Origin of the sequence: Grimontia celer, assembly GCF_900055185.1 — a bacterium.
In the GTDB taxonomy this organism is placed as follows: domain Bacteria; phylum Pseudomonadota; class Gammaproteobacteria; order Enterobacterales; family Vibrionaceae; genus Enterovibrio; species Enterovibrio celer.
Map to the genome: position 1 here is coordinate 346,548 of NZ_FIZX01000001.1, position 21,440 is coordinate 367,987.

At 48.9% G+C, this 21,440-nt stretch carries 23 protein-coding genes; 11 read left to right on the plus strand and 12 right to left on the minus strand.

Going from position 1 to position 21,440, the window contains the following annotated elements; genetic code table 11:
- Positions 1 to 53: 53 nt before the first annotated feature.
- The gene (locus tag GCE9029_RS01635; protein ID WP_062660745.1) at positions 54 to 944 is read right to left on the minus strand and encodes a LysR family transcriptional regulator; all 891 of its coding nucleotides are present in this window, start codon (positions 942 to 944) and stop codon (positions 54 to 56) included.
- A 99-nt stretch (positions 945 to 1,043) separates the two neighbouring features.
- Here GCE9029_RS01635 and GCE9029_RS01640 point away from each other — a divergent pair, with 99 nt between their 5' ends.
- The gene (locus GCE9029_RS01640) at positions 1,044 to 1,466 is read left to right on the plus strand and encodes a VOC family protein (protein WP_062660746.1); all 423 of its coding nucleotides are present in this window, start codon (positions 1,044 to 1,046) and stop codon (positions 1,464 to 1,466) included.
- 13 nt (positions 1,467 to 1,479) lie between these two features.
- Positions 1,480 to 2,568 carry an alkene reductase gene (locus GCE9029_RS01645; protein WP_062660747.1) on the plus strand — a complete coding sequence of 363 codons (1,089 nt, stop codon included), beginning with the start codon at positions 1,480 to 1,482 and terminating at the stop codon, positions 2,566 to 2,568.
- A 78-nt stretch (positions 2,569 to 2,646) separates the two neighbouring features.
- Here GCE9029_RS01645 and GCE9029_RS26475 read toward each other — a convergent pair whose 3' ends face one another.
- The 4 genes from GCE9029_RS26475 to GCE9029_RS26895 all read right to left on the minus strand — a co-directional run bounded on the left by GCE9029_RS26475 (position 2,647) and on the right by GCE9029_RS26895 (position 5,655).
- The gene (locus tag GCE9029_RS26475) at positions 2,647 to 2,787 is read right to left on the minus strand and encodes a hypothetical protein (RefSeq protein ID WP_002540901.1); all 141 of its coding nucleotides are present in this window, start codon (positions 2,785 to 2,787) and stop codon (positions 2,647 to 2,649) included.
- Positions 2,788 to 3,037: 250 nt separating this feature from the next.
- Positions 3,038 to 4,153 (minus strand): glycine betaine monooxygenase reductase subunit, encoded by a 1,116-nt coding sequence (gene gbcB / locus GCE9029_RS01650; RefSeq protein ID WP_062660748.1) that lies wholly within the window; start codon positions 4,151 to 4,153, stop codon positions 3,038 to 3,040.
- A gap of 133 nt (positions 4,154 to 4,286) precedes the next feature.
- Positions 4,287 to 5,540, minus strand: coding sequence for a glycine betaine monooxygenase oxygenase subunit (gene gbca / locus GCE9029_RS01655; RefSeq protein WP_062660749.1), 1,254 nt, complete (start codon positions 5,538 to 5,540; stop codon positions 4,287 to 4,289).
- Positions 5,533 to 5,655 (minus strand): hypothetical protein, encoded by a 123-nt coding sequence (locus GCE9029_RS26895; protein ID WP_269449260.1) that lies wholly within the window; start codon positions 5,653 to 5,655, stop codon positions 5,533 to 5,535. The genes gbca and GCE9029_RS26895 overlap by 8 nt, the downstream gene beginning before the upstream one ends.
- Positions 5,656 to 6,073: 418 nt before the next feature.
- Here GCE9029_RS26895 and GCE9029_RS01660 point away from each other — a divergent pair, with 418 nt between their 5' ends.
- The 4 genes from GCE9029_RS01660 (at position 6,074) to GCE9029_RS01680 (ending at position 11,160) form a co-directional block, all read left to right on the plus strand.
- On the plus strand, positions 6,074 to 7,123 hold the full coding sequence (locus GCE9029_RS01660) for a hypothetical protein (protein WP_062660750.1): 1,050 nt from the start codon (positions 6,074 to 6,076) through the stop codon (positions 7,121 to 7,123).
- A gap of 77 nt (positions 7,124 to 7,200) precedes the next feature.
- Entirely contained in the window at positions 7,201 to 8,271 is a 1,071-nt protein-coding gene (locus GCE9029_RS01665) for a hypothetical protein (RefSeq protein WP_062660751.1), read from the plus strand.
- Positions 8,272 to 8,548: 277 nt separating this feature from the next.
- A complete protein-coding gene (locus GCE9029_RS01675) occupies positions 8,549 to 10,021 on the plus strand; it encodes an EAL domain-containing protein (protein WP_062660753.1) in 1,473 nt (490 codons plus the stop codon).
- A 164-nt stretch (positions 10,022 to 10,185) separates the two neighbouring features.
- Positions 10,186 to 11,160 carry a hypothetical protein gene (locus GCE9029_RS01680; RefSeq protein WP_062660754.1) on the plus strand — a complete coding sequence of 325 codons (975 nt, stop codon included), beginning with the start codon at positions 10,186 to 10,188 and terminating at the stop codon, positions 11,158 to 11,160.
- Between the two features lie 25 nt (positions 11,161 to 11,185).
- Here the strand turns inward: GCE9029_RS01680 and GCE9029_RS01685 are convergent, their stop codons facing one another.
- From GCE9029_RS01685 to GCE9029_RS01715, 7 genes are all read right to left on the minus strand, one after another.
- Positions 11,186 to 12,391, minus strand: coding sequence for a pyridoxal-phosphate-dependent aminotransferase family protein (locus tag GCE9029_RS01685; protein WP_062660755.1), 1,206 nt, complete (start codon positions 12,389 to 12,391; stop codon positions 11,186 to 11,188).
- Positions 12,392 to 12,518: 127 nt separating this feature from the next.
- Positions 12,519 to 12,845 (minus strand): TfoX/Sxy family protein, encoded by a 327-nt coding sequence (locus GCE9029_RS01690; protein WP_062660756.1) that lies wholly within the window; start codon positions 12,843 to 12,845, stop codon positions 12,519 to 12,521.
- Positions 12,846 to 12,869: 24 nt separating this feature from the next.
- Positions 12,870 to 13,262, minus strand: a complete 393-nt coding sequence (locus GCE9029_RS01695) for an MAPEG family protein (RefSeq protein WP_062660757.1) — start codon at positions 13,260 to 13,262, stop codon at positions 12,870 to 12,872.
- 79 nt (positions 13,263 to 13,341) lie between these two features.
- Positions 13,342 to 13,659: a YciI family protein gene (locus tag GCE9029_RS01700; RefSeq protein ID WP_062660758.1), complete on the minus strand. Its 318-nt coding sequence runs from the start codon at positions 13,657 to 13,659 to the stop codon at positions 13,342 to 13,344.
- Between the two features lie 53 nt (positions 13,660 to 13,712).
- Entirely contained in the window at positions 13,713 to 14,096 is a 384-nt protein-coding gene (locus GCE9029_RS01705; protein ID WP_062660759.1) for a VOC family protein, read from the minus strand.
- An 83-nt stretch (positions 14,097 to 14,179) separates the two neighbouring features.
- Positions 14,180 to 15,367: an RNA polymerase sigma factor gene (locus GCE9029_RS01710; protein WP_231870016.1), complete on the minus strand. Its 1,188-nt coding sequence runs from the start codon at positions 15,365 to 15,367 to the stop codon at positions 14,180 to 14,182.
- Positions 15,368 to 15,394: 27 nt separating this feature from the next.
- Positions 15,395 to 15,748 (minus strand): YciI family protein, encoded by a 354-nt coding sequence (locus GCE9029_RS01715; protein ID WP_062660761.1) that lies wholly within the window; start codon positions 15,746 to 15,748, stop codon positions 15,395 to 15,397.
- A gap of 227 nt (positions 15,749 to 15,975) precedes the next feature.
- Here GCE9029_RS01715 and GCE9029_RS01720 point away from each other — a divergent pair, with 227 nt between their 5' ends.
- The 5 genes from GCE9029_RS01720 (at position 15,976) to GCE9029_RS01740 (ending at position 21,392) form a co-directional block, all read left to right on the plus strand.
- Complete coding sequence (locus GCE9029_RS01720) at positions 15,976 to 16,305, plus strand: hypothetical protein (RefSeq protein WP_062660762.1); 330 nt, start codon at positions 15,976 to 15,978, stop codon at positions 16,303 to 16,305.
- 143 nt (positions 16,306 to 16,448) lie between these two features.
- Positions 16,449 to 17,297 carry an HTH-type transcriptional regulator HdfR gene (gene hdfR / locus GCE9029_RS01725; RefSeq protein WP_062660763.1) on the plus strand — a complete coding sequence of 283 codons (849 nt, stop codon included), beginning with the start codon at positions 16,449 to 16,451 and terminating at the stop codon, positions 17,295 to 17,297.
- Between the two features lie 129 nt (positions 17,298 to 17,426).
- Positions 17,427 to 17,942: a hypothetical protein gene (locus tag GCE9029_RS01730; protein WP_062660764.1), complete on the plus strand. Its 516-nt coding sequence runs from the start codon at positions 17,427 to 17,429 to the stop codon at positions 17,940 to 17,942.
- 31 nt (positions 17,943 to 17,973) lie between these two features.
- Positions 17,974 to 19,455, plus strand: coding sequence for a GGDEF domain-containing protein (locus tag GCE9029_RS01735; protein WP_062660765.1), 1,482 nt, complete (start codon positions 17,974 to 17,976; stop codon positions 19,453 to 19,455).
- A 311-nt stretch (positions 19,456 to 19,766) separates the two neighbouring features.
- Positions 19,767 to 21,392, plus strand: a complete 1,626-nt coding sequence (locus tag GCE9029_RS01740) for a methyl-accepting chemotaxis protein (protein ID WP_062660766.1) — start codon at positions 19,767 to 19,769, stop codon at positions 21,390 to 21,392.
- The last annotated feature ends 48 nt before the right edge of the window (positions 21,393 to 21,440 follow it).

Here is a 21,440-nt window from a genome sequence, read left to right on the forward strand (position 1 = left end):
CTGCTCGCTAAGCCAAGTTCTAGTAAGGCCGTAGGTGAAAACCTCCGGCCTTTTTATTGCTGACATTTTTCTGTGAGAAATACTTGGAGTGCTTTCACAGCGGGGCTGAGTAATCGCCTGTCTGCACACATCAGATTGAGCGGCGCATGTTGTCCTTTCCAATCCGGACAAACATGCACCAAGTCTCCGCTGTCTAACAGCGGCTTGATGTCCAACTTGGATTTATAGGCAATGCCATGTCCGGCCAACGCCCAGCGGGTGACGGCTTCACCGTCGTCTGAGGTTCTGTTTCCTTTCACTCCAACGCTCGCATAAACGTCATCTTTCCAAAACGGCCACTGGCTTTGAATGGTTTCACCGACCATAAACCGTAAGCATTGATGATGCTTCAAATCTTCCGGAGAGTCTGGCTTGCCGTGCTGCTCTAAATACGCTGGCGAAGCACAGAGTACGCGGCAATTCTCGCTGTAGATGGGAAGCGCAATCAAGCTCGAATCAGGCGGTTCACCGTATCTCAGCGCCAAATCAACCGGTTGGTTATAGATGTTGGCGATGCGATCAGAGAGTTGCAGGCGAATTTCTATTTCAGGGTGGATAGCCATAAATTCATCCATCCAACCCAGCAAGGCATTTCTGCCCAGATCCGAGGGTGCAGAGAGCATCAAGGTTCCCCTGATCACTGACGCGCCTGAGCGAATGGCCTCCGCAGAATCTTCAATAAGGGCAACTGCCTGCTCGCAGTGTTTGAGGAAGGCTTCACCGTCTTGCGTAAGGCGAAGGTGCCGTGTCGAGCGCACAAACAGTGGCGCACCAATTTCTGCTTCCAATCGTTTTACCGCCGCGCTGGTGGCGGCTGGGGTCATGTCCATCTGCCTTGCAACTTCTGACAGGCTGCCATGACGGGCGGTTTCCATAAATATTCGAAAGTCCTGAAGTGTTCTCATTTTCAAAAATAATTTTAAAGAGGTTAAAGAGCAGGCTAGTTTTTCAATTCCAATAGGTCAAATAAGCTTTTTCCTACCAATGAGCAGAGAGGGAAAAGCATGAAGGACATAACGACGACCTGGCAGTTTGACCACCTGAGTGTGTTTAGCCGCGAAGAGGACGAGACACTGCTGAAACTGGCAACTGTATTGGGTTTGCATCAAGGAAAGCGTCCGGCTTTCCCGTTTCCGGGCCGCTGGTTTTATCAAGGGAAAGACGCCTTGCTGCATGTGGTGGATGTGGAAGATGAAGCGCAGGTGAAGCTCAATCATGTGGCGTTTCGTTCTGAGATTCCCGCGAACCGTTTGATGGCAAAGCTTGATGCGGCGGGTTTTGACTTCACGCTTGCCCGGGTACCGGAAGAAGGCGTGGTTCAGGTGTTTCTTGCTGTCGGCACCTTACTGATCGAACTCGATGTGCCTGATACCGACATGCCGGAGGACATTCCAGTTGTCCGCTCTGCCAATCAACTGAAACATTGAAAGGAGAAAGACAATGACCTTGTTTGACGATTACTTAACAGGTGGATTATCGCTGAAAAACCGGATAGTGATGGCACCAATGACCCGCTGTCGCACCACGCAGCCCGGCAATATCCCGAATGCTATGATGGCAGATTACTATGCGCAGCGAGCAGGCGCGGGGCTTATCATCACCGAAGCGACGCAGATTTCTCCGCAAGGGCAGGGCTACAGTTTTACGCCGGGCATTCACACCGCCAAACAGATTGAAGGCTGGCGATTAGTGACGGATGCGGTTCATCAAAAGGGAGGGAAAATATTCCTGCAGCTTTGGCATGTGGGAAGAATGTCCCATGAAAGCTTTCACCATGGCGAGCCACCGGTTGCGCCTTCTTCAATCAAGCCAGATGCGCAGGTCTGGGTTGCCGACGAAAACGGGCAGGGAAGTATGGTGGATTGCCCAAGGCCTAGAGCATTGGAAATTGATGAGATTGGGAAAATTGTTGAGGATTATAGAAAAGCCGCAGCTAATGCGATGAAAGCTGGATTTGATGGGGTCGAAATCCATGCAGCCAACGGGTACTTGCTGGATCAGTTTCTGCGCTCTACCTCAAATATCCGAAACGATATATACGGCGGCAGCATTGAAAACCGTGCGCGATTGCTTCTGGAAGTGGTTGAGGCAGTGAGTGATGAAGTAGGTGCAAGCCGTGTTGGTGTGCGTTTGGCACCTTTTATCACCGCACGTGGCATGCATTGTCCTGACATTATTAACACGATTCTGTATGTGGCGGGTGAGGTGGACGATCTGAATGTGGCTTACCTTCACTTGTCCGAAGCAGATTGGGATGATGCGCCTCAGGTGTCTGAAGGGTTTCGTCAACAGCTTCGAACTCGTTACAAACGCTCTGTGATCGTGGCAGGGAAATACGATCAAATCCGGGCAACGGAGATCGTGAATAAAGGGTATGCGGATCTGGTGGCATTTGGACGTCCGTTTATTGCCAACCCTGATTTTCCGATGCGGCTCCAGCAAGGTTGGAGACTGGCGGAGTTTGATTCCACGACCCTGTTTGGGGGGAGTGAAAAAGGATACGTGGATTACCCCAACTACAGTCAATAAATACGACCAATAAACGGACGGGTTTTGATGGCGCTTCAACAGTTGTATGGAGAACATGAAGCGCCTTTCAAATGACAGTTAGTTAGTGCTGCTGTCATCCTTTACCTGACACTCTGGGGCTTCAGAACCTTCCGAGCAGTCAGTCGCGGTGTCGCTGGCGAGTGCCAAGCCTGAGAAAAATACTGCGAAGGTTAACATCAGTGTTTTGAACATAGTCATTTCTCTATCTCCTATTTCCATTGGAGTTATTAATTGGGTGTTTGCTGCAGCAGTTGTTCCAAGCCACCTCGTTAATATGGCGTCTTGGTAAGTACACTTTGGTTCATAACCCGCTGAGTTTTGTTAGCGTTCGGTAATGGTTGTGTTAGGCAGGCTTTTTGTCTGAAATCTTGTACGAATGGTGATAAAACCAAAGAAGCTCCGTAAAGGAGCTTCTTTGGTATCAATCAGTTGGCAGGATATTGGGGTTTCAGGTCTCAATGGACACATCATCAAGGGGCTTGCTACAACAGCTGAGAATGTAGCCTTCTTCAATTTCTTCATCGCTGATCCCGCCGTTGTGCTCCATATTGACATTCCCTGACAGTAACCTCACTTTGCACGAACCGCAGATCCCCATGCCGCAGGCTTTGGGAATTTGTACGCCCAGCTTGGTACTGGCAGCATGCACCGTTTCGTTTTCGGTCACCGTGACAGACATGCCTTCATCAATAAACTCCACACAGAACCCGGCTTGCGGCAACTCATCCGCAATTTGCGCCAGTTCTGCAGACTCTTCTGCATCTTCAATGGCTTCCGGTGGCGTCTCACCAAAGCTTTCTTCGTGGTAACGCGACATGTCGTAGCCGATGTCTTTAAGCATGGCGCGCACGGCTCTCATATAAGGCTCGGGGCCACAACAGTAGACTTCGCGCTGAAGGACATCCGGTGCAATGAGCTCGAGTATTTGCTGGGTCAGAAAGCCGCGATAGCCGTGCCAGCTTTCGCCGATGTCGTAGCGTTCACAGATGATGCTGAGCTCGAAATTGTCGATACGTGACGCTATCAGTTCGAGCTCTTTCTTGAAGATGATGTCTTTTGGGGTTTGAGCGCTATGGACAAATTTCATGTCGACCAAACTGTTGGTGTCGTACCACCACCTTGCCATCGACATGACAGGCGTAATGCCAACGCCGCCAGAAAGGAATAGCGCTTTGTCGGTAGAGAAATCGATGCAGTTGAAATTGCCAACCGGACCATGAACGGCAATCTCATCTTCTACCCGAAGGTTGTCGTGAAGCCAGTTAGAGACCAACCCATTTTTGACCCGTTTCACCGTAATCGAAAAGCTGTACGGAACAGAAGGAGAGGACGACATGGTATAGCTGCGCATCACTTGCTCGCCACCAATCTCCAGCTCCAAGGTCACAAACTGGCCGGGTTTGAAGAAAAACATGATGGGTGTCTGGCTCATAAAGCAGAAAGTTTTTACATCATGTGTTTCCTGAATCACCTTTACGCATCGCACAACATGACGGCCATTTGCCCAGGTCTGCGTATTGACCGGGTTCAGGCTGTCTTCGGGTAAGGGTTCCAGTTCGTTCATAGTGATTTTCCCTGAGATTTTTCGCGGTTTCCTGCTGCGATTGTGGGGTGGATTCAGGGTTTTAGATTACACAGGCACGACATACACATACCTGAATACACCACCCTGACGTACCCCCAATTTTCCACTGGTTCTAACCCAGATTTTCTTTCATGCGCTCGCAGTACCAATTGACGAAGTTGATCACCCCGAATTCATAGGTTTTGGAATAGGGCCCCGGTTGATAGCCCATGGAATTTACGCCCAGCTGGTTATTTTCAGACAAGGTTCTGTCCTGTGCATTGGTCGCATCCCAGACATGGCGGAGATTTTCAGGATCATAATCGACGCCTTCGACAGCATCTTTGTGCACCAACCAGCGGGTGATTACTTTGGTTTCCTGTGGGCTGATTGGCAGGATCTGAAACGCGATGTGATGATCGCCCATACCATGGTTCCAAGAATTTGGCAGGTGAAGAATGCGTAGTGCGCCAAGATCCGGTGAGGTGATACGGCCGAGGAGCTTTTTACTGGCAGCCTGACCATCCATCGTCATGGAGTGGGTACCCTCTTTAAGCGGGGTACGGACAATGCGGTTACGGTTGTCATAACGCATTTGGTATTGATAAGGGATATCCATGCCAGACCAGAAATTTTGCTGCTTCTCGACTAACGCTTTGAACTCTGGTGTGGCGCGGGGATCATTGTTGTCGTCCCATTCTAACAACGAGTTCAGGAGCTCCGGGTGGGAGCCATCGCAGTGATAGCATTCGCGGTTGTTTTCCACCACCAGTTTCCAATTGGCTTTTTCGATGATTTCGCTTTGTACCGCAACTTTTGAATTGTAGAGATCGTGCGGTTCCAGGTAGTACTCCATGTCTTTCACGAAGTCTTCAATAGGTGGCGCTGTTTCGGCCAGACAAACAAAGATATAGCCGCCAGCAACCTGACAATGTACAGACGCCAATCCGTGGGTGGATCGATCAAAGCTCTCATCCATGTCCTGGCCGTTGTAGACCAGTGAACCGTCCAAATCGTAAGCCCATTGGTGATACGGACAGACGAGTTTGGGTGTTTTGCCTTTAGCGGCCAGACATATCTTAGAGCCGCGGTGACGACAGGTATTATGGAAAGCACGGATTTCGTCTTTGTTATCGCGCAGGATGATGACAGGGCTCAGACCAATATCGACCGTGATGTAGCTGCCGCGTTTTGGCAGCTCACAACTCATGCCAGCGAAAATCCATTCTTTGTGAAAGATCTCTTCCATATCTAGCTGGAACAGGGCTTCGCTGTTGTAAAATGGCTGCTCCAACGTGTGGTCGGGGATACGTCTTTCCAGCATGGTTTTCACGGCGTTGCGGTCAATAAGCGCATTATCAATGCGTTGTGCGGGCACTTTAGTCATCTTCTTTCCCTAGTGAAGTACCAGTCATATCGAGGCTCTCTTGAACGTTAGTCCAAGCAATTAGCATCCAACCCGCCCATACCGCAGTCAGCAGTTTGCTCGGGTATACCTGCATAATGACCCTGTTTCTATGTGGGAAATTATTTAATTACGACTTCGGGATTGCTTGTATACGACCAAGAAGGAACAGACCGCGGCGTCACTGGTCATCGCTAAGAAATTGGCATGAGAATTGGTGAGGATACTGAGGTTTGACTATATCAATCGAAATAAATTGGCCATTTTATGCAATTGATTTTATTTAATTCTAGTGGGTGAAAATAGAGTTAGTTTTCGAAACTACTATTGTAATAGCTGTTATGTAAGTCGAATATCTTGTCGCATTTATACAAACAATGTCGCTGACTTTTACATTAAAAATAAATTTATCAATTAGATTTTCAAATAACGAGAGCGAGATCTATGTTAATGAATTGTTATATTTTTGAATCTACCTTACGCTGAGCGAAACCAATACAAAAGGGTGGTTTAAAATGAAAAAAACGATAGCAATGCTCTCACTTTCAACAGCAGCTCTTTCTTTTTCAGCAACAGCCGCCATAGGCCAGCATCCTGTCGTGCTGGTTCATGGCTTGCAACCCTCTCAACTCGCCGCCAGGCCTGGTCCAGCAGAGGTTAGTGCTGATGGTGAACACTACTGGGAGCAGTATTGGAACAGTCGTGCAGATGTGCGTATCGACTGGCCTTCCCACGAACGTGTAGCCGGGAAAATTGCCAGTGACTATGCATGGCCGAAATTAAAACAACTTGCGCAAAGTAATACTTGTGTCAACGGATGTATTTTTGTTACGCACTCTACCGGTGACCTGGTTACACGCTATATTTTAGATAATCAAGAAAATTGGCTTTTAAACGAAGGCTTACCACCGTTAAATATTATTTCTACGTTTGACTTTGCGGGTGCAGGCGGTGGCTCTGAACTGGCAGACATGGCAGTAAATATTGCTGAAGGTGGTGGTGTTTTAAACACAACCTTACAATTTGCTATATCACTTTGGTTGGGTGAAATGCCAAACAGCAGCAACACTGGCGTGTTAAATGACCTGAAAGTGGCAAACGCTCGACAAATCGCGCCTTTCCCGGATGGCAGGGTTCCCCGCATTCGTTTCACCGGTGATTCGAGCGAGTATCTTGGTGTGACATCGCCATTTTTACCGGGTCATGATGATGGTGTTGTCGCATCGCATTCGACCTGTGGTTCAAGCACTGTGGGCAATTTCAGCAGTTGTTCCCGCACTGTCGCCTATGATGGCAAGGTGGCGAGTCAATCCCGCGGTGTATCGAGCTTTATGCCGCAGCACTATCCGATGCTGATGGGCAGTGGCTACACCCATGGTGGGGTGATCGGCGATGTTCACCAAGGAAAAGTGACTGCAGCGAACAGTCGTGTGTCTTTAGGAGATGGCACGCAGGTTTCTGTCAGCACGTCCGACTCCTGGTCATGGTGGGGATGGGCGTACTATCGTTACGTGAACGGATCGGATGATCAAACCATGTCAGAGTTGGTGTCTAACCTGCGATAAGTGATAACCGGAGGAGCAAGTCTCCTCCGGGACTGATTTCCGCTCTGCATTGGGTGGTGTTTAACAAGGAAGAGTCAATGAGAAAAGCGGGTACGGTGCTGATAACCTTGGCACTCGCAGGAATGGGTGTTTGGCTACTTGGAGATACGGGAACAGAAACGCCCGCGCAGGACCCTGCTACGATGGTGCCCGAGAAAGAGACGGCGTCTTCATCAGAATCAGAGCCGCAACCGTTGCCCCTTGCCAAGCAAATTGAGCCTGAACCAATGCCAGATGAACCCTTGCCGGTGATGGAGATTCCGGAAGCGATGACCGCGCAGTTTTCTATGGTGGCACAAACCTTCGAGCAAGAACTGTATTATCCGCCTTATTCCCAACCTATCCTGTCGTCAGACAGCCCTTATCTGACCCCAAACCGTTTTGCTGAAGTGGAAATGCCGGTTCTTGATGGGAAGGAGTCTGCTGTCTTGTCTCTTGATAAATATCGCTTTTTCTACCCAGAGGCTGTGCCTTTTAAAGTGAAAAGCTCACTTGCTGTGCTTGGTATGCGTTACTCGTTATTGGACATTGGCAGTCGTGAAGAAGTCGCAAGTGGAAGCAGTGAAAATGCTGATGGGGAAATGCAGCCTGATGAGTCGACATCTTCACAGCTAAGGCTGAAGGTCACTGTGCGCTTTGAAGGTGGCAGTGATGTGTTAACGGCTGACATTAGCTATGCCAATCCTGTAGCTTTTGTCATGGGAGCTGAGCCTACGTACACCCAACAAGCCGACTGGATGATACCTGTTACCATCGATGCCAAAAAAGCCGGGCTTTACCGTCTTCGCGCCAACTTATATCGAGAAGATGGTACGCCTGTTGCCGTCCTGACGGAAAAGCAAAAGCTGGGTGAAGGGCAGGGTGAGATCGTATTGAAAGCTCATCAATCCGTTTTCTCGGGTGAAAGCGGAGCGTATTCGTTAAAGGATATTCAGTTGGAACGAATGTCTGGTCGACCAGGTGAAAAAACACAGTATGGTGTCAGTAAGGTTGGACAGATAGATTTGGGTGAATTGGATGCCGATACCTTGAGTGATGTACCATACCAACCTTCTGAGCAAGAGCGTCAGCAACTTCGATTCTTAAAACACCTAGCTGGTGAAGCCTGATCATAAAGGCTTTGTTCGTTATTTCATTTCCTGATCTTTCTGCCTCACATCAAAAAATTGAGTATTAACTCTAGTTTTTCTATGACACTTCTCTTTCCCTTGTGATATACATCGCAAATCATTTGTAATGCCCACTTTTTCCGACTTAAAAACTGTCGGTGAATTGCTCTTAATCAATTGAAGCACGTCTTTTCGGCGTATGATGCGCGGAAAAAAGTGGACAAGCATCTTCCGCAATCCTGCGGCCTCTCATCTTTAATCAACAAGGTTTTCGAGCATGAAACGCAATGGGCGAGATTTGGTTTACTACCTGACGCTGGTGTGTGTGCCGATGTTTTTTGCTGTGTTGCTAGGGCTATATCTCTCTAAGTTATCCATTGATAAGCATGTGGATGATTTTGGCGTGATATACCTGAAGACGCTTGAGCGCAAAATTGAATCCCTGACCAATCAGGCTAGGGTGATCATGAGCGATGCCTCCAATTGTGACTCCATTAAAAGCCGTTTGGAAATCTGGCCGAGCGTCCATGACTTTGTCACAGTGCAAAACGGTCAGATCATGTGTCAATCAGATACCGTGTTTGATTGGGTAGCTCCTTCACTTTTGACCGCAGATCTGATTCCAGGTATCCATAGCTATCCTAAAGCGGGCAGCGCCGGTAAAGAGCGCGTATTAGTTGTTGTGTCTCAGGATAAGGTAAATCCTGCATCTCGTGGCATGGCGGTGGTGTCTTTAGACGAGTTTATCGCCTACATGGATATCTCAGACTCGCTGCAATACGAAAAGCTGGCTGTCTGGATTGGTGATAAATGTCTGTTCAACAGAAGCCAGTACAACCCCGAAAACATGCATTATTTTAAGTCGCAGCGTTTTCATGTCGAGTTAGGTGTTGAGCCAGCCGATAACTATGTTCGCTACTCTATGCTGATGTTTGCGCTGTCGAGTATTCCCCTGGGACTACTGATTTCCCTGTTTATCCATTTGGTGATCATGCGTTTGAAACCGCGCTACTCGCTGGTGGAGGAGATTAAGTCAGGTCTTAAGCGCGGCGAGTTTTACTTGGTGTATCAACCTGTCTACGACGCTTTGGGAGAGTTGTACGGATTTGAAGCGTTGGCACGTTGGCAGCACCCGAAAATGGGGGCTGTGGGGCCGGACATTTTTATTCCCGCCATTGAGCAAAATCAGCTTGGCATTGAGTTTACCCACTATGTTTTTGCGCGAGCAGCGCAGGATATGGCGCTACTAAATACTGACAAAACATATCATCTGGGTATCAATGTGCCGCCTGAATTTATGATGTGCCCGAATTTTGAAAGCACGCTGTCGAGCTTGATGAAGACCTTCGAGGATTTGCCAGTGGCTATCACTTTGGAGGTTACCGAACGACAGCTTCTGGACGAGGCGGCGATTGAACAGATCGACATTGCTCGCCGGCTTGGTGTGGAAGTGGCGATCGATGATTTTGGCGTTGGACATACCTCGCTGTCCATGCTTCAACGTCTGAATATCGACTACTTAAAAATCGATAAATGTTTTGTTGATACCGTTGGGGTAGATTCAGTCAATGCGCCGGTGCTGGAATCTATCATTGAGCTCGCACACCGCCTGAATATCGCTATCGTGGCGGAAGGTGTCGAGAACGTAAAACAGGTCGATTTTCTCAATCAGCGTGGGTGTCAGTACCAGCAGGGCTATTTCTATGCCAAGCCACTGACAATGAATGACCTGCTTGAGCGTTACCAATAAGCTGACAACGACCTAACTTCATTGAATCCTGCATTTTTAGGTATATAACCGTGCAACGCCGCGTTGCACGGGCATATCACAGATCTCAATCCGACAAAATTCATGGGTGATCAGGCGAATATCCACTACGCTTAAAATGACTTCGTAAACATAAGGATAGGGATTTGGTTGCCGCACTTCGATTAATCGAAAATCCAGCGTTGGTGAGTTGCCACTCGGAACTGACTGGCTCGGATATTTTGTGGTGCGACTTGCTCCAGGATGAACGCTTTTCGCAGGAAATCCGTAAACTTAGCCAATATGTGGTGGATTACCGCGCCAACCTGAAAAACCATCTCGACCAAAAGCTTTCAGAACCTCATCTGTTCCTGCTTTGTAGCCGCGAGAAAGTGCGTTTCAATATATTCAAACGCCCTCGCTACAATTTCCTGACCAAAAAAACCACGTTCCACTTTCTGGTTGGCAAAGAACAACGCAAAGTTTCGGCGGCTGTGAAGCTGGGCGACCACTTTTTCGAAAACACGCCGCACCCTAAAGTCCTGCTTGAACCAAAGTTTGTTACCTTACTGACAAGCAAAAACGAAGACGTCACGCTCTCTGTTCATGATTTCCTGTTCGGAACGGGTATTGATATTAATGTGGAAAGCAAAGTCGTGGCGAGCGGCAGCTCACCTTCACCTTATTGGGAGGGCGCTCAATCTCTGGTTTCCGCACTGAGTAATGAAGCATCAAGACATATGTCTTCTGATACCGATTTGCTGGTGTATCTGGGAGAATTTGATTGCAACGTGTTAGCTATCAGGGATGACCATGAAGTCGAGCCAGAAAGCCTTGGCATGCAAAACGATGACGGCGCAAAAACGCTGGCTTTGATGCTAGCCCGCGCGTACAGCATTTACTTTCTTGGTGAGAGTGAGAACAAGGCGGCGCTGCGAAGTGCTTATGGCAACTTGCTGCGTTATATGAGAAACCGCAATCTGGTTCGGATAGCGGTTACCCACTTCTATGAGTTTGATAGCGAGTACTTACATCTCGGCTCAGAAGGTAGAGAATATTCACCGAACCATGAGTTTGTTATCACCCTTGAAGACGGCGTTATGCATATCGATGGCGAGCCGTTTCAACCCAGCCTGACGTAACCCGAACCTTCCAACTTATGTTCTGTCAGCCAAACTGCGGCTGATACTCCTGCAACGTTTTTTCCAACATCGCCACACCTAACGGTAAGTTCGCTTCGCCACCGAGTCTTTGGATGGTCGACCCTAAAGCGTGGATAGTACGGAAGATATTATGCACGCGGCATTGCTCGCCCATTTGCCCGATTCGAACAATGTTCAGACCAAATGAACCTGAAATCTCTACTTTAAAATCTCGTGAAATCGCCGCCAGAATCTCTTTCTGGTTTAACCCTTCCGGCACATTGATGCCTACGACAGAATTCAGTCGCGAGGCTTTGTCGGCATAAAGGGAAAGCCCAAGGCCTTGAATGCCAGCCTGAAGAGCAAGGGAGCATTTTAGGTGGCGGTCAAAGCGCTTTTCTAAGGTTTCATCGCAAATCAGTCGAAGCGCCTCATGAATGGCCATAATGCCAGAAACCGGTGCGGTGTAATGGTAGGAACTTTGGTACCAGAATTTGTCAGCCAGCTTGGCATCAAGACACCAGTGACGAAGAGTGTCTTCCCGTGTGGTAATTTTGTCCCAGGCTAGCTCAGAGAAGGCCACCAGAGAAACGCCAGGAATGCAGCTCAAACCTTTCTGGCCACCCGTGATGACGGCATCCACTCCCCATTCATCCATGTTAAGTGGCATGGTGCTGAGGGTACAGACAGCGTCAACAATCACCAGACATCCTGCTGCTTGTGCTGCACGACAGATTTCCGGCAGCGCGCCATTACAAACAGTATTGGAGGTTTCACCCTGAACGATAGTGAGTACTTTTGGCTGTATTTCGGCGATCGCTTTGGCGATCTCCTCAGGGTTCGCTGCTTGCCCTTCAACGATGGTATAGCGGGTGACTTCTCCACCTACGCGCTCAGACATTTCCGCCAAACGGCCGCTGAAAAAACCATTGCTGACAGACAGCACCCTGTCACCTGGCGCAACCAGATTAGCGACCGCCATTTCCATCGCCGCCGACCCCGGGCCTGCAACACCGAGAATGTGTGAAGACTCGGTCTGGAATACATAGCGTGACATAGATTTAACCTGCTCGATGATGCGTGACATAGTTTCACCAAGGTGGTTAATCACAATACCGTTGGCAGCGGCGACTTTGGCAGGAATTGGTACAGGGCCAGCGCCCATCATCAATAAAGGTTCTTCGGGAAGGATGGTATCCAGTGATTCGACGATGGGGGCAGATATGCGCACGTATAACTCCTGTATTGATTCTGTGCTTGGGCGACTTCCTGTCGGAGGCGTTACTTGTAAGGTCATAGTCGCACAGCGACACTGGGATTTCCATGTGCATAGCGGGACAACCCGTCGCATTTCTGCACTACTTAGGCGGAAGGGTTTCGACGAAACTCAGTGCGAGCGAAATCCAGTCATCTAAAGCTTGGCTGTCGACGTGTTCAGCATCGACAAACAACAGCCCAGACATTTTTCTTCCCCCTTGAACCATGACTTCTGCGCCGGGATTTTCGAGAGCAATATCTTCGTTTTCTTTGCCGACACGGAACATGAAGCGGCCTTTATCAGCACCGCCAATCATATTACCGTGATGAAGAAAGCAGACTCCGCCCATCATATGTTTTTCCGTGATGCCTTTGACGTTGGATGTAGCGTCCCGGAATCGTTGGGTTAGCTGTTCATCGTAAGCCATATATTTTCCTCGAAGGTTTTCGCCTTAGAGCGCTCGGTAAAACAGAAAAACAGATGGGATAATCATGGCTGAAAAAGTCAGTATCATCCCTACAGCACGGCCATTAGTCGCTCCGGAAGGGGTAAATACCAATGTGTGGTAGTGAATAAGTCGTCCTGCCACGATTGCAATGGCAGCGGCAATTACCCAGATTTGTGCCATTCCTAACGCCTCAGCCAAGGTAATAGCGAAAAGGGTGATGGGGACGGTTTCGGTATTGTTGCCGTGACCTCGTAGCTTTTGCATCAGATTTTGGTCTTGGCCCCAACCAAAGTTGATGCCAGTGGCAAGTCGCCTAAGCCCTACTGCGATGGTCATCGGGATTTGCAGTACAACACAGACCGCAATTAAAAGTGGCGCAATGGTTAGATGTTCCAACTGAACCTCCGAATTTTAGGCATATAAATCCACTTCGCAGGCTTGCTGCGAAGCAGGTTTGCAATAAAAAGGAATGAACTTAGAACTTCATTTCTATGAGTTCGGAGACTTCCATCGTTCCTCCGATGCCAAGGAACGGACACGCCTTTGCGGCTTGCAGTGCCTCTTCCATGGTATCGACTTCAATAATGGTGTAACCGGACATGCCAATTTGGCTTCCTTCACTGATAGAGCCGTCCGGAGCGACGCAAATAGTGCCTTTCATCGGATTGGCTGGGCTAACGGCTTTGCTGCCAAGCTCTTTTAACCATGTCTGATATTCGGCGAAATGCTTTTGGCCTTCTTCCGGTGTGGCGGGCGGGTTGCCGCCGAGATAAGTCATCACATACTTAGGCATATCATTTCCCTCTGTCTTTGTTCTTGGTATCAGGATCCCTGCTGAATAGAAGCTCATCCTTCTTGGGCGTTGTATTTGATTAGCGCCATTTTGGCACCTTGCAGATCTTTGAAAATAGCAATCCTCCCAACTCCCGGAATATCTGAAGGCGGCATCAGTTCTGTTGCGCCGAGCGACACGGCTTTTTCGAGTCGGCTATCTACGTCATCTACCGTGATGTAAACCAGCCAGCCAGGCTCAAGATCCGGGAAAGGCTTAAATCCTCCGACGCCACCGCCATTGATTGAGATAATCGGATAAACCACATCACCTTCCATTGGGTGATCCATGATTTCCCAGCCAAGCACTTGTTGATAAAACGCTTTTGCTTCGTGGTGTTGCGGGCCGCAGTGTTCAATCCAGCTTGGTGCGCCATGGGTTTGCTGTGCGTTGCTCATTTTGTCGTCCTTTTTGTTGAGTGTCTCTTAATAGGACGAACAACAAATCTCCCACCGGACATCAGTGCTGACTTTTTTCTGAATTATTTTTTCGACTTCTCTAACTGATTGATTTCTCTTTCTATGTAAGCTTTTTCCCAATCATGCTGTGCCAGAATTTGCGCTGCTCTGAATGCCTCTACTGCACTTTCTGATTTTCCCGCCATCTTTAACAGATGGGCGCGGGTGGCATGGAAATATTGATAACGTGCGAGTGGCTTTTGCAGTGGCTGAATCTCCTCAAGTGCTTGATGTGCACTGTTGACATGAGCGGTTGCCACGGCGCGGTTTAGCGCGACCACAGGCGTGGGGTGTTGGCGGTATAGCGCGTCATAGAGGTGGAGGATGTCTTCCCAATCAGTGTCTTCTGGATTTCTTGCAATGCTATGTGCCCCAGAAATGCAGGCTTGAAGGCGATAATAACCCGCAGGAGCGCGTGTTGAGGCTTTGGCGAGTATCCCAGTGGCTTCGGAAATCATGCCTTGGTCCCAGAGGGTTCTGTCCTGTTCATCAAGAGGGACCGGTTCATCTCCTCGAAAGCGGGCGTCACGACGGGATTGGCCATAAAGCATCAAAGCGAGAAGACTTTGGATTTCTGTGTCGTCGGGGATGAGTTCGACAAGCTGCCGTGTCAAAGAGATGGCTTCATCGCTGAAGCTAAGTTGGTTTTTCTGTGGAGATGAAGCCGAGTTGTAGCCTTCGGTAAATAGCAGATACAACATGCTTTTTACCGAGTCGAGACGCTTGAGGTCAAGAAAAGGTGTGTCTGTAGTGAGGGCTAACTGACTAACTGTTTGCTTCGCACGAGACAGTCGCTTTTCCATTGCTGATTCTGAAATAAGAAAAGCCCGAGCAAGTGATGAGGATGGAATGCCAGCCAGTATGTTAAGTGCCAGACTGATTTGCTGTGGCTTTGCAAGCAAGGGGGCAGAGCAGACAAAAAAAAGCCGCAGTATATCGTTGTTATAGAGAAGGTCGGGATGTTCGTTTGAGTCGCCATTCGTGTCATTTTCAAAGCTCCCTTCGCGGCTCAGCTTGCGGAAGTTATCGATAACACTGTTTTTAGCCGCGACAAAAAGCCAAGTCTCGGGATTGTTCGGTATTCCGTTTTCCTGCCAGGCTGGATAGGCGCGGGTAATGGCTTCTTGTAGGGCATCTTCTGCCAAGGAAAAATCGCCAAATCGGCGAACCAAAGCGCCGAGCACTTTGGGACGCGCCCGACGATAAATCATCCCAACCTTGGCGTGAAAGTCCATGATTTAATTACGGCACCATCCCACCGGACGGACTTCTATCTTGTGGTGTTGCAAAGGCAGTGATGCTGCGTAGGCAATGGCATCGCCTTCTGTTTCACAGTCAAGCAGGTATAGCCCCAGAAATTGCTCCTTGGTTTCAGCAAAAGGGCCATCAGTGACCAGCGGTTTGCCTTCATCATCCGCAGACACAGTTTTGGCAGTGTCTGTCCAGTCTAGCCGCGCAGAAGCTATGAACTGGTCTTTTTCTACTGTTGTTTCCTGAAGGACATGGTGAAGCTTGAGCATCTCCATTTCCTGCTCATCACTGAGTTGCTTGTTGTCGTCTTCCGTACCGTAAATCAGCAGCGCAAATTTCATGTTAACTCCTCGTTTTCCCTGAGATTAAGTGTAGTATCTGGGCGGGTAAAATCTGTCTGAACTCTGGGATGGTATATGGTAAGCATCTCGACACTTATGGTCTCCATAATGGGACATGTAACTGGTTGCGCAAGGTTTACACTGTGTTACGCATTCCACCCAAAACATCAATTTGTTTACGCGTTGTTTGCGCGCGGGTGGAGACAGTTTCATGTTTCGGAGGCTCGATGTTTGAGACCTGGCTCGACATAGCAGTGGGCTCACTGTGGGGATTCTGGCTCGCGATGTATCTCGATAGGTATTACAGTCGGCAGGTCGCGGCGATTAACCTGTGCGTGTTTGTTTTTTGGGGAAGAAGCTTCAAGGCAAACCGGTATCTGGCAACCTTCATCAATATTCTATTGGTGGCGACTTTCTTGTTATCAGCGTCGGCGCTGATCGGCAGCTTAGTAGAATTCTGGGGTTTGTTCGTTGTGGCTTGGTGTCTGGGACTGGCGGTATATGCTTTATGCTTTTCACTGCCCAAACCTGTCTCTCGCCGCCGCGATACAACGTAAACTTGTGCTAAGTATGCCTGCCAATACGTGTCACGCGTTCAATTGATCTGCAATCGCGCTGATTTGTGCGTTTTACCCTTGACCCGATAAGGGTTTTCCCTGATAACGCAAGTTGACGAAATTATTTTGATTTATTGCTGATTATGGATACCGATCTACTACGCACGTTCTTGGAAGTGAACAAGACCCGCCACTTTGGTAAGGCGGCGACCAACCTGTATTTGACGCAGTCTGCTGTCAGCTTCCGCATCCGCCAGTTGGAAATCAAACTGGGTACGCCTGTGTTTACCCGTAAACGCGGCGATTTGCGCTTAACTGCGGCAGGTGAGCGGTTTGTACCTTACGCGGAAAGTATTTTGCAGACGTGGGGAAGGGCGCGTCAGGATGTAGCGTTAACCGGTAGCTATCAGCAGCAACTCACGGTAGGTGCAACCTCGCTGATCTGGGAAATGGACAGCTGCAGCGACTGGTTAGAGCAGGTGGAATCCAGCCAACCTGATTGGGCGCTGCGTACTGAATCCTTGAATCGCCAACAAATCTCTACTGCATTGCTTGAGAAACAAGTGGATGTGGTACTGACCAGCGAACCTCCTAAATTGGCGGATCTGCAGCAACACCGTATTACCTCATTTGATTTGCTGTTGGTTTCCAGCGAGCCGGATCAGGACATGGAATCTATTGGCGAACTGTCGATGGTTTATCTGGACTGGGGAACGCGCTTTGGCTTGGAACACAGTCGCATCATGGCGTTGCAGCGTACCCCCATTTTGCACAGCCATGCCTGTCAGCCAGCGCTTAAATTTCTGTTAAACCGCGGTGGTGTTGGCTTTTTGCCTTCGACGGTTGCTGAGCCTTGGATTGAAGCAGGTGCTCTTCATGTGGTGAAAGAGAGCCCGGCGATGGCAAATGAACTCTACTTGGTTTGGCTTTCTACCAGTGACAAGCACGAAGACATTGAAGCGCTGGTGACAAGCCTTGAAAGAGAAATGTAAATCAATTTCCCGGTGTTAATGTTACCGGGCTCTACTATTGTCAGACTGCATTATTAATACTTTTTTTTAACCGTTAAAATACTTGGGTTGGAAACTATCCAACTCGGGTGTTTTATTTGGGAGAACTAGATGTATTTTGCGAAGGCGTGCAAGTCTATTGCGTTGTTACTGAGTTTTATTTTCCACTCAGTGTCTTACGCAGACTCGGTAGCGAGTTACCCTGAAGGTTGGGAAGACTGGCCCGTGGTGAAGGAGTCGCTGACCCTGCCTGCAGATACGGTCCTTCCTCCAGATACTTCTCTCTTTATTCAGGAAGCCGTCCGCTCCTACTCTTGGATTAATGATGGGCAGGGCTCACCACTGACCATCCGCGTCAATCCAGAAAAGCTGGAACAATACAAAACCCATGGCCCATATACAGACGGCCCTACCGTCGTTGCAGTGTCTGAGGTGCAGGGCATTATCTGGGTGACGGAACATTTCAGCGGTTTGCCCATGTATGGCAGTTACAACCGTCAGGGTGAAGACATTGCCAGCACGCATCCTACGCTTGAACCAGAATTTTGTGCCCGTTGCCATGATACTTACAAAGATATCTGCATTAATGGCACCTGTACTGAGCCGGTTCTCTCTCCTTATGAATAACTCCTCAGCCGGTTTCGGAAAGGAGGTTTAGATGCTGAAACGGTTTACGATCAATCAGCTGCTCTTTGTCTCTCACCTGATGCTGGTGATTATTCTGATTGCGGGGATGAGCTACTCACGTTATCAAAGTGAGTGGGAGTCCCGTGTTAATCATGAAGCAGCACTGATTGAACAGTCAGTGCTGCCGCTGATGCGTGAGATTTCAGCCGCTGTGGCTGGGCGAAACTATACTGCCCTCACAATGCCTTCCCATAAGGATACCCTCAGAAGTATCGAATCCCTTCTGTTGTTGGACGTTGAAGGGACGTCTGATTATCAAGATAAGAAGGTGTGTGTTCGCTATTTTCGGGAAACCGGGGACATTTGGCGTATTGATGTGTCTGACGAGGAGCTTGAGCAGTCTCGCCTTAACCGCGATAACCTTGCCAGCCAAGTAGACGCCGATGGTTTGAGCGATGTCACCAAACGCAAGCTGGCATTCTTGCTGAAAAAAGCGGAAGAAGATCTGGCAGCGCTCGAACTTGGTAAAGCCCGCACGCAGGAGTTTGCGGCCCCTTGGCCATTGAGACCGAATTCTGCCAAGTATGAACTCTTGCCTGAATACGGTGTGGTGGCGGTGCAACTGCCTTTATATAACAAAAATGGTGGCATGGTTTACGCCGTTTTTGATGCCTCTCGCCTGTTCTCTTTGAAGAACGAAATTTACCTCACCATTGCCATTGAAGCGTCGGTTGCCTTGCTAATTTCATTATTGCTGATTGTTGGGGTGACCCATTGGTTAGTCGCGCCGCTGAGAAGACTCGCTGAGCAGATGGACAAGGATATCGAGAAGCTAAATATTGCGGATATGGATGAGGTTAACCGCAATGATGAAATTGGTGTCCTTGCCCGAGGTCTGCATAGACTGACCCGCAAAACGCAGTCCCAGTTAAAACAGCTTAAACATCTTTCCGATACCGATGCCCTAACCGGATTGAGCGGCAGGCATAATTATGAAGACCGTGCTGTCGCACTCTACAAAGCGACCCAAAGACAAGGCGCTTACTTTGGGGCGATCGTGTGTGATATCGATTTCTTTAAACGTTACAACGACACGTTTGGCCATGGTAAAGGAGATGAAGTCATCAAGAAGATCGCGGATGTGCTTCTAAGCAACACCCGCAACAACGATCTTTGTTTCCGTATTGGTGGCGAGGAGTTTGTTGTGTTGTTGAAAGTGTATGAGGCTGAAAATCTGCAGTATATTGCCGAACGTATGCGAAGTGAAGTCGAAGCATTGGCGATCCCCCATGTGACTGAAAGGGGGATTGTGACGCTTTCCATTGGTGCGGTAATGGTGCCGCCTCAAGCTAAGGCGTGGACTTACCCAGACATCTTTGATTTTGCTGATAAGCAGCTTTACGCGGCAAAACATGGCGGTCGCAATCGCACCATTTTCAAAGAAATCGGCAGAGACGAGCTACCTCCGGAAAGAGAGCATTGCAACGATACTTCCATAGAGGCTGTTGATTAGAGAAGACCTGTTCCAGATTTGAATCCGGGCGTTCAACCGTATATACCCAAACAACCTGAATCCTGCATCTTCAGGTTGTTTGGGTATAGTAATCCATACTTATTGGTGTATTGGCAGGGAAGTAGTGCCCTTTCTATCATCTGCTTCGAACCTAAAATCCCCCCATATTTTTGACGCTTTCGACAGGAAATTGGCGTTCAAAAAAATTACCAAAATAAATGTTTCTAAAAGAGAATACACGGTTGGCAAATGTTGATCTAAGTCTCATAATGCGCGCAATTTCATCAAGCAGACTCAGGTTTAAGCGACAGATGTCACTAAAAAACATCTCTATCAGATATCAAATTCTGATCCCCATCTTTATTTTGGTTCTTAGCACTTTCGCAGTGATGTTCTTTGCCAAAAGCGAAGTCGAATCTGCGGTTTACAACGTCAGTAATACTGCCCGTCAGGCAGCCTCCGACAAAGATCGCGTGTCTAAACTGGCAGACATTGCATGGGCAATGCGTGTTGAGGCGATTTACGGCATTTACGATTCACAGCGAACCAAGCAAATGGCTGACAATGTCGCCAAACTGGGTAATGAAGCGCTGACGATTTCACGCGAAATGGCGAAAACCAATGCCCTTCGTGACTTGGCGCTGAACGTAGAAAAGAGCGTAAGCCAATACATGCGTTACACTCACGCGCAAGCGCAGCCAACCATCGAATCCTATTTCAACCAGCAAATCGCAGCGCCACGCTACAACGCGATGGTGAATGAATACCGCGAGCTGGGTGCAGATATGATGAAAGACATCACTTCGCTGTCTTCATTCATCAACCCGTTAGTAGAGCAAGATCTGAAAATGTCTGACGACAATGCAGACCAGATGATGGTGACTATTGGACTTGTGATGGGCGGCGCATTAACACTGGCGATGCTGTTTGGCTGGTGGCTGTCAGGTGTGATTGTGAAACCTTTGGAAGAGCTTCAGGACGTGATGCGTCGCCTGGCGACGGGTGATCTGAATGTTCAGGCGAATGATGATGGTGAAAACGAGCTGGCGCGTTTAGGTCGTGACACCAACCAAACTATCAGCCAACTGCGTCACACGGTGACAACGCTGTTTAGCATCAGTGATGAAGTCGCAGCAGCTTCAACAGAACTTGCAGCAGTAATGAATCAGTCCGCGGTGAACGCGCAGCAAGAACAGGCTGAAATTGAGCAAGTTGCCTCTGCGGTCACTGAGCTTTCCAGCACAGCAGACAACGTATCAGATAACGCTGTGAATGCTGACCATGCAGCACGTCAGACTGATGAGTTGGCTGCGCAAGGCTTGTCTGTGTTCGAGCAGAGCACGCAAGCCGCTGTTCAAATGGCAGAATCGATTGAAAACACCGCCAGTGTTGTGACCACATTGCGCGAACAGTCTGAACGTATCAGTCATGTGGTCGAAGTGATCCGTGGTATTTCCGAGCAGACAAACCTGCTGGCACTTAACGCTGCAATTGAAGCGGCGCGTGCGGGTCATTCTGGCCGTGGCTTTGCGGTGGTGGCAGATGAAGTACGTATGTTGGCAGCGCGCACTGAAGCGTCAACCAAAGAGATCCAGGAAATTATCGAAGGCCTGCAGGTTCAGGCGTCGCAAGCGGGTGACAGCATGGGAACGTGCATGGATGTTCTGGCTCGCACACAAGAGCTTAGTCAGCAGGCAAACGATGCCCTAAACGGCATTACCCAGTCTGTGGCACAAATTACCGACATGAATACGCTCGTTGCGACCGCAGCAGAACAACAGTCTGCCGTGACCCAGGACATCAACCGTAACATCACGAATATGTCTGGTATCATTACCCAAAATGTTACGGGTATCAGTCAGAGTGCATCGGCGAGTCAGGAACTGTCTCAGCTGGCTGAAAGCCAGAAGCAGGAACTTGCCTTCTTCCGCGTTTAAGCGCCGGATTTAAGCCATTTCAGAAACCGCCTTTCGGGGCGGTTTTCT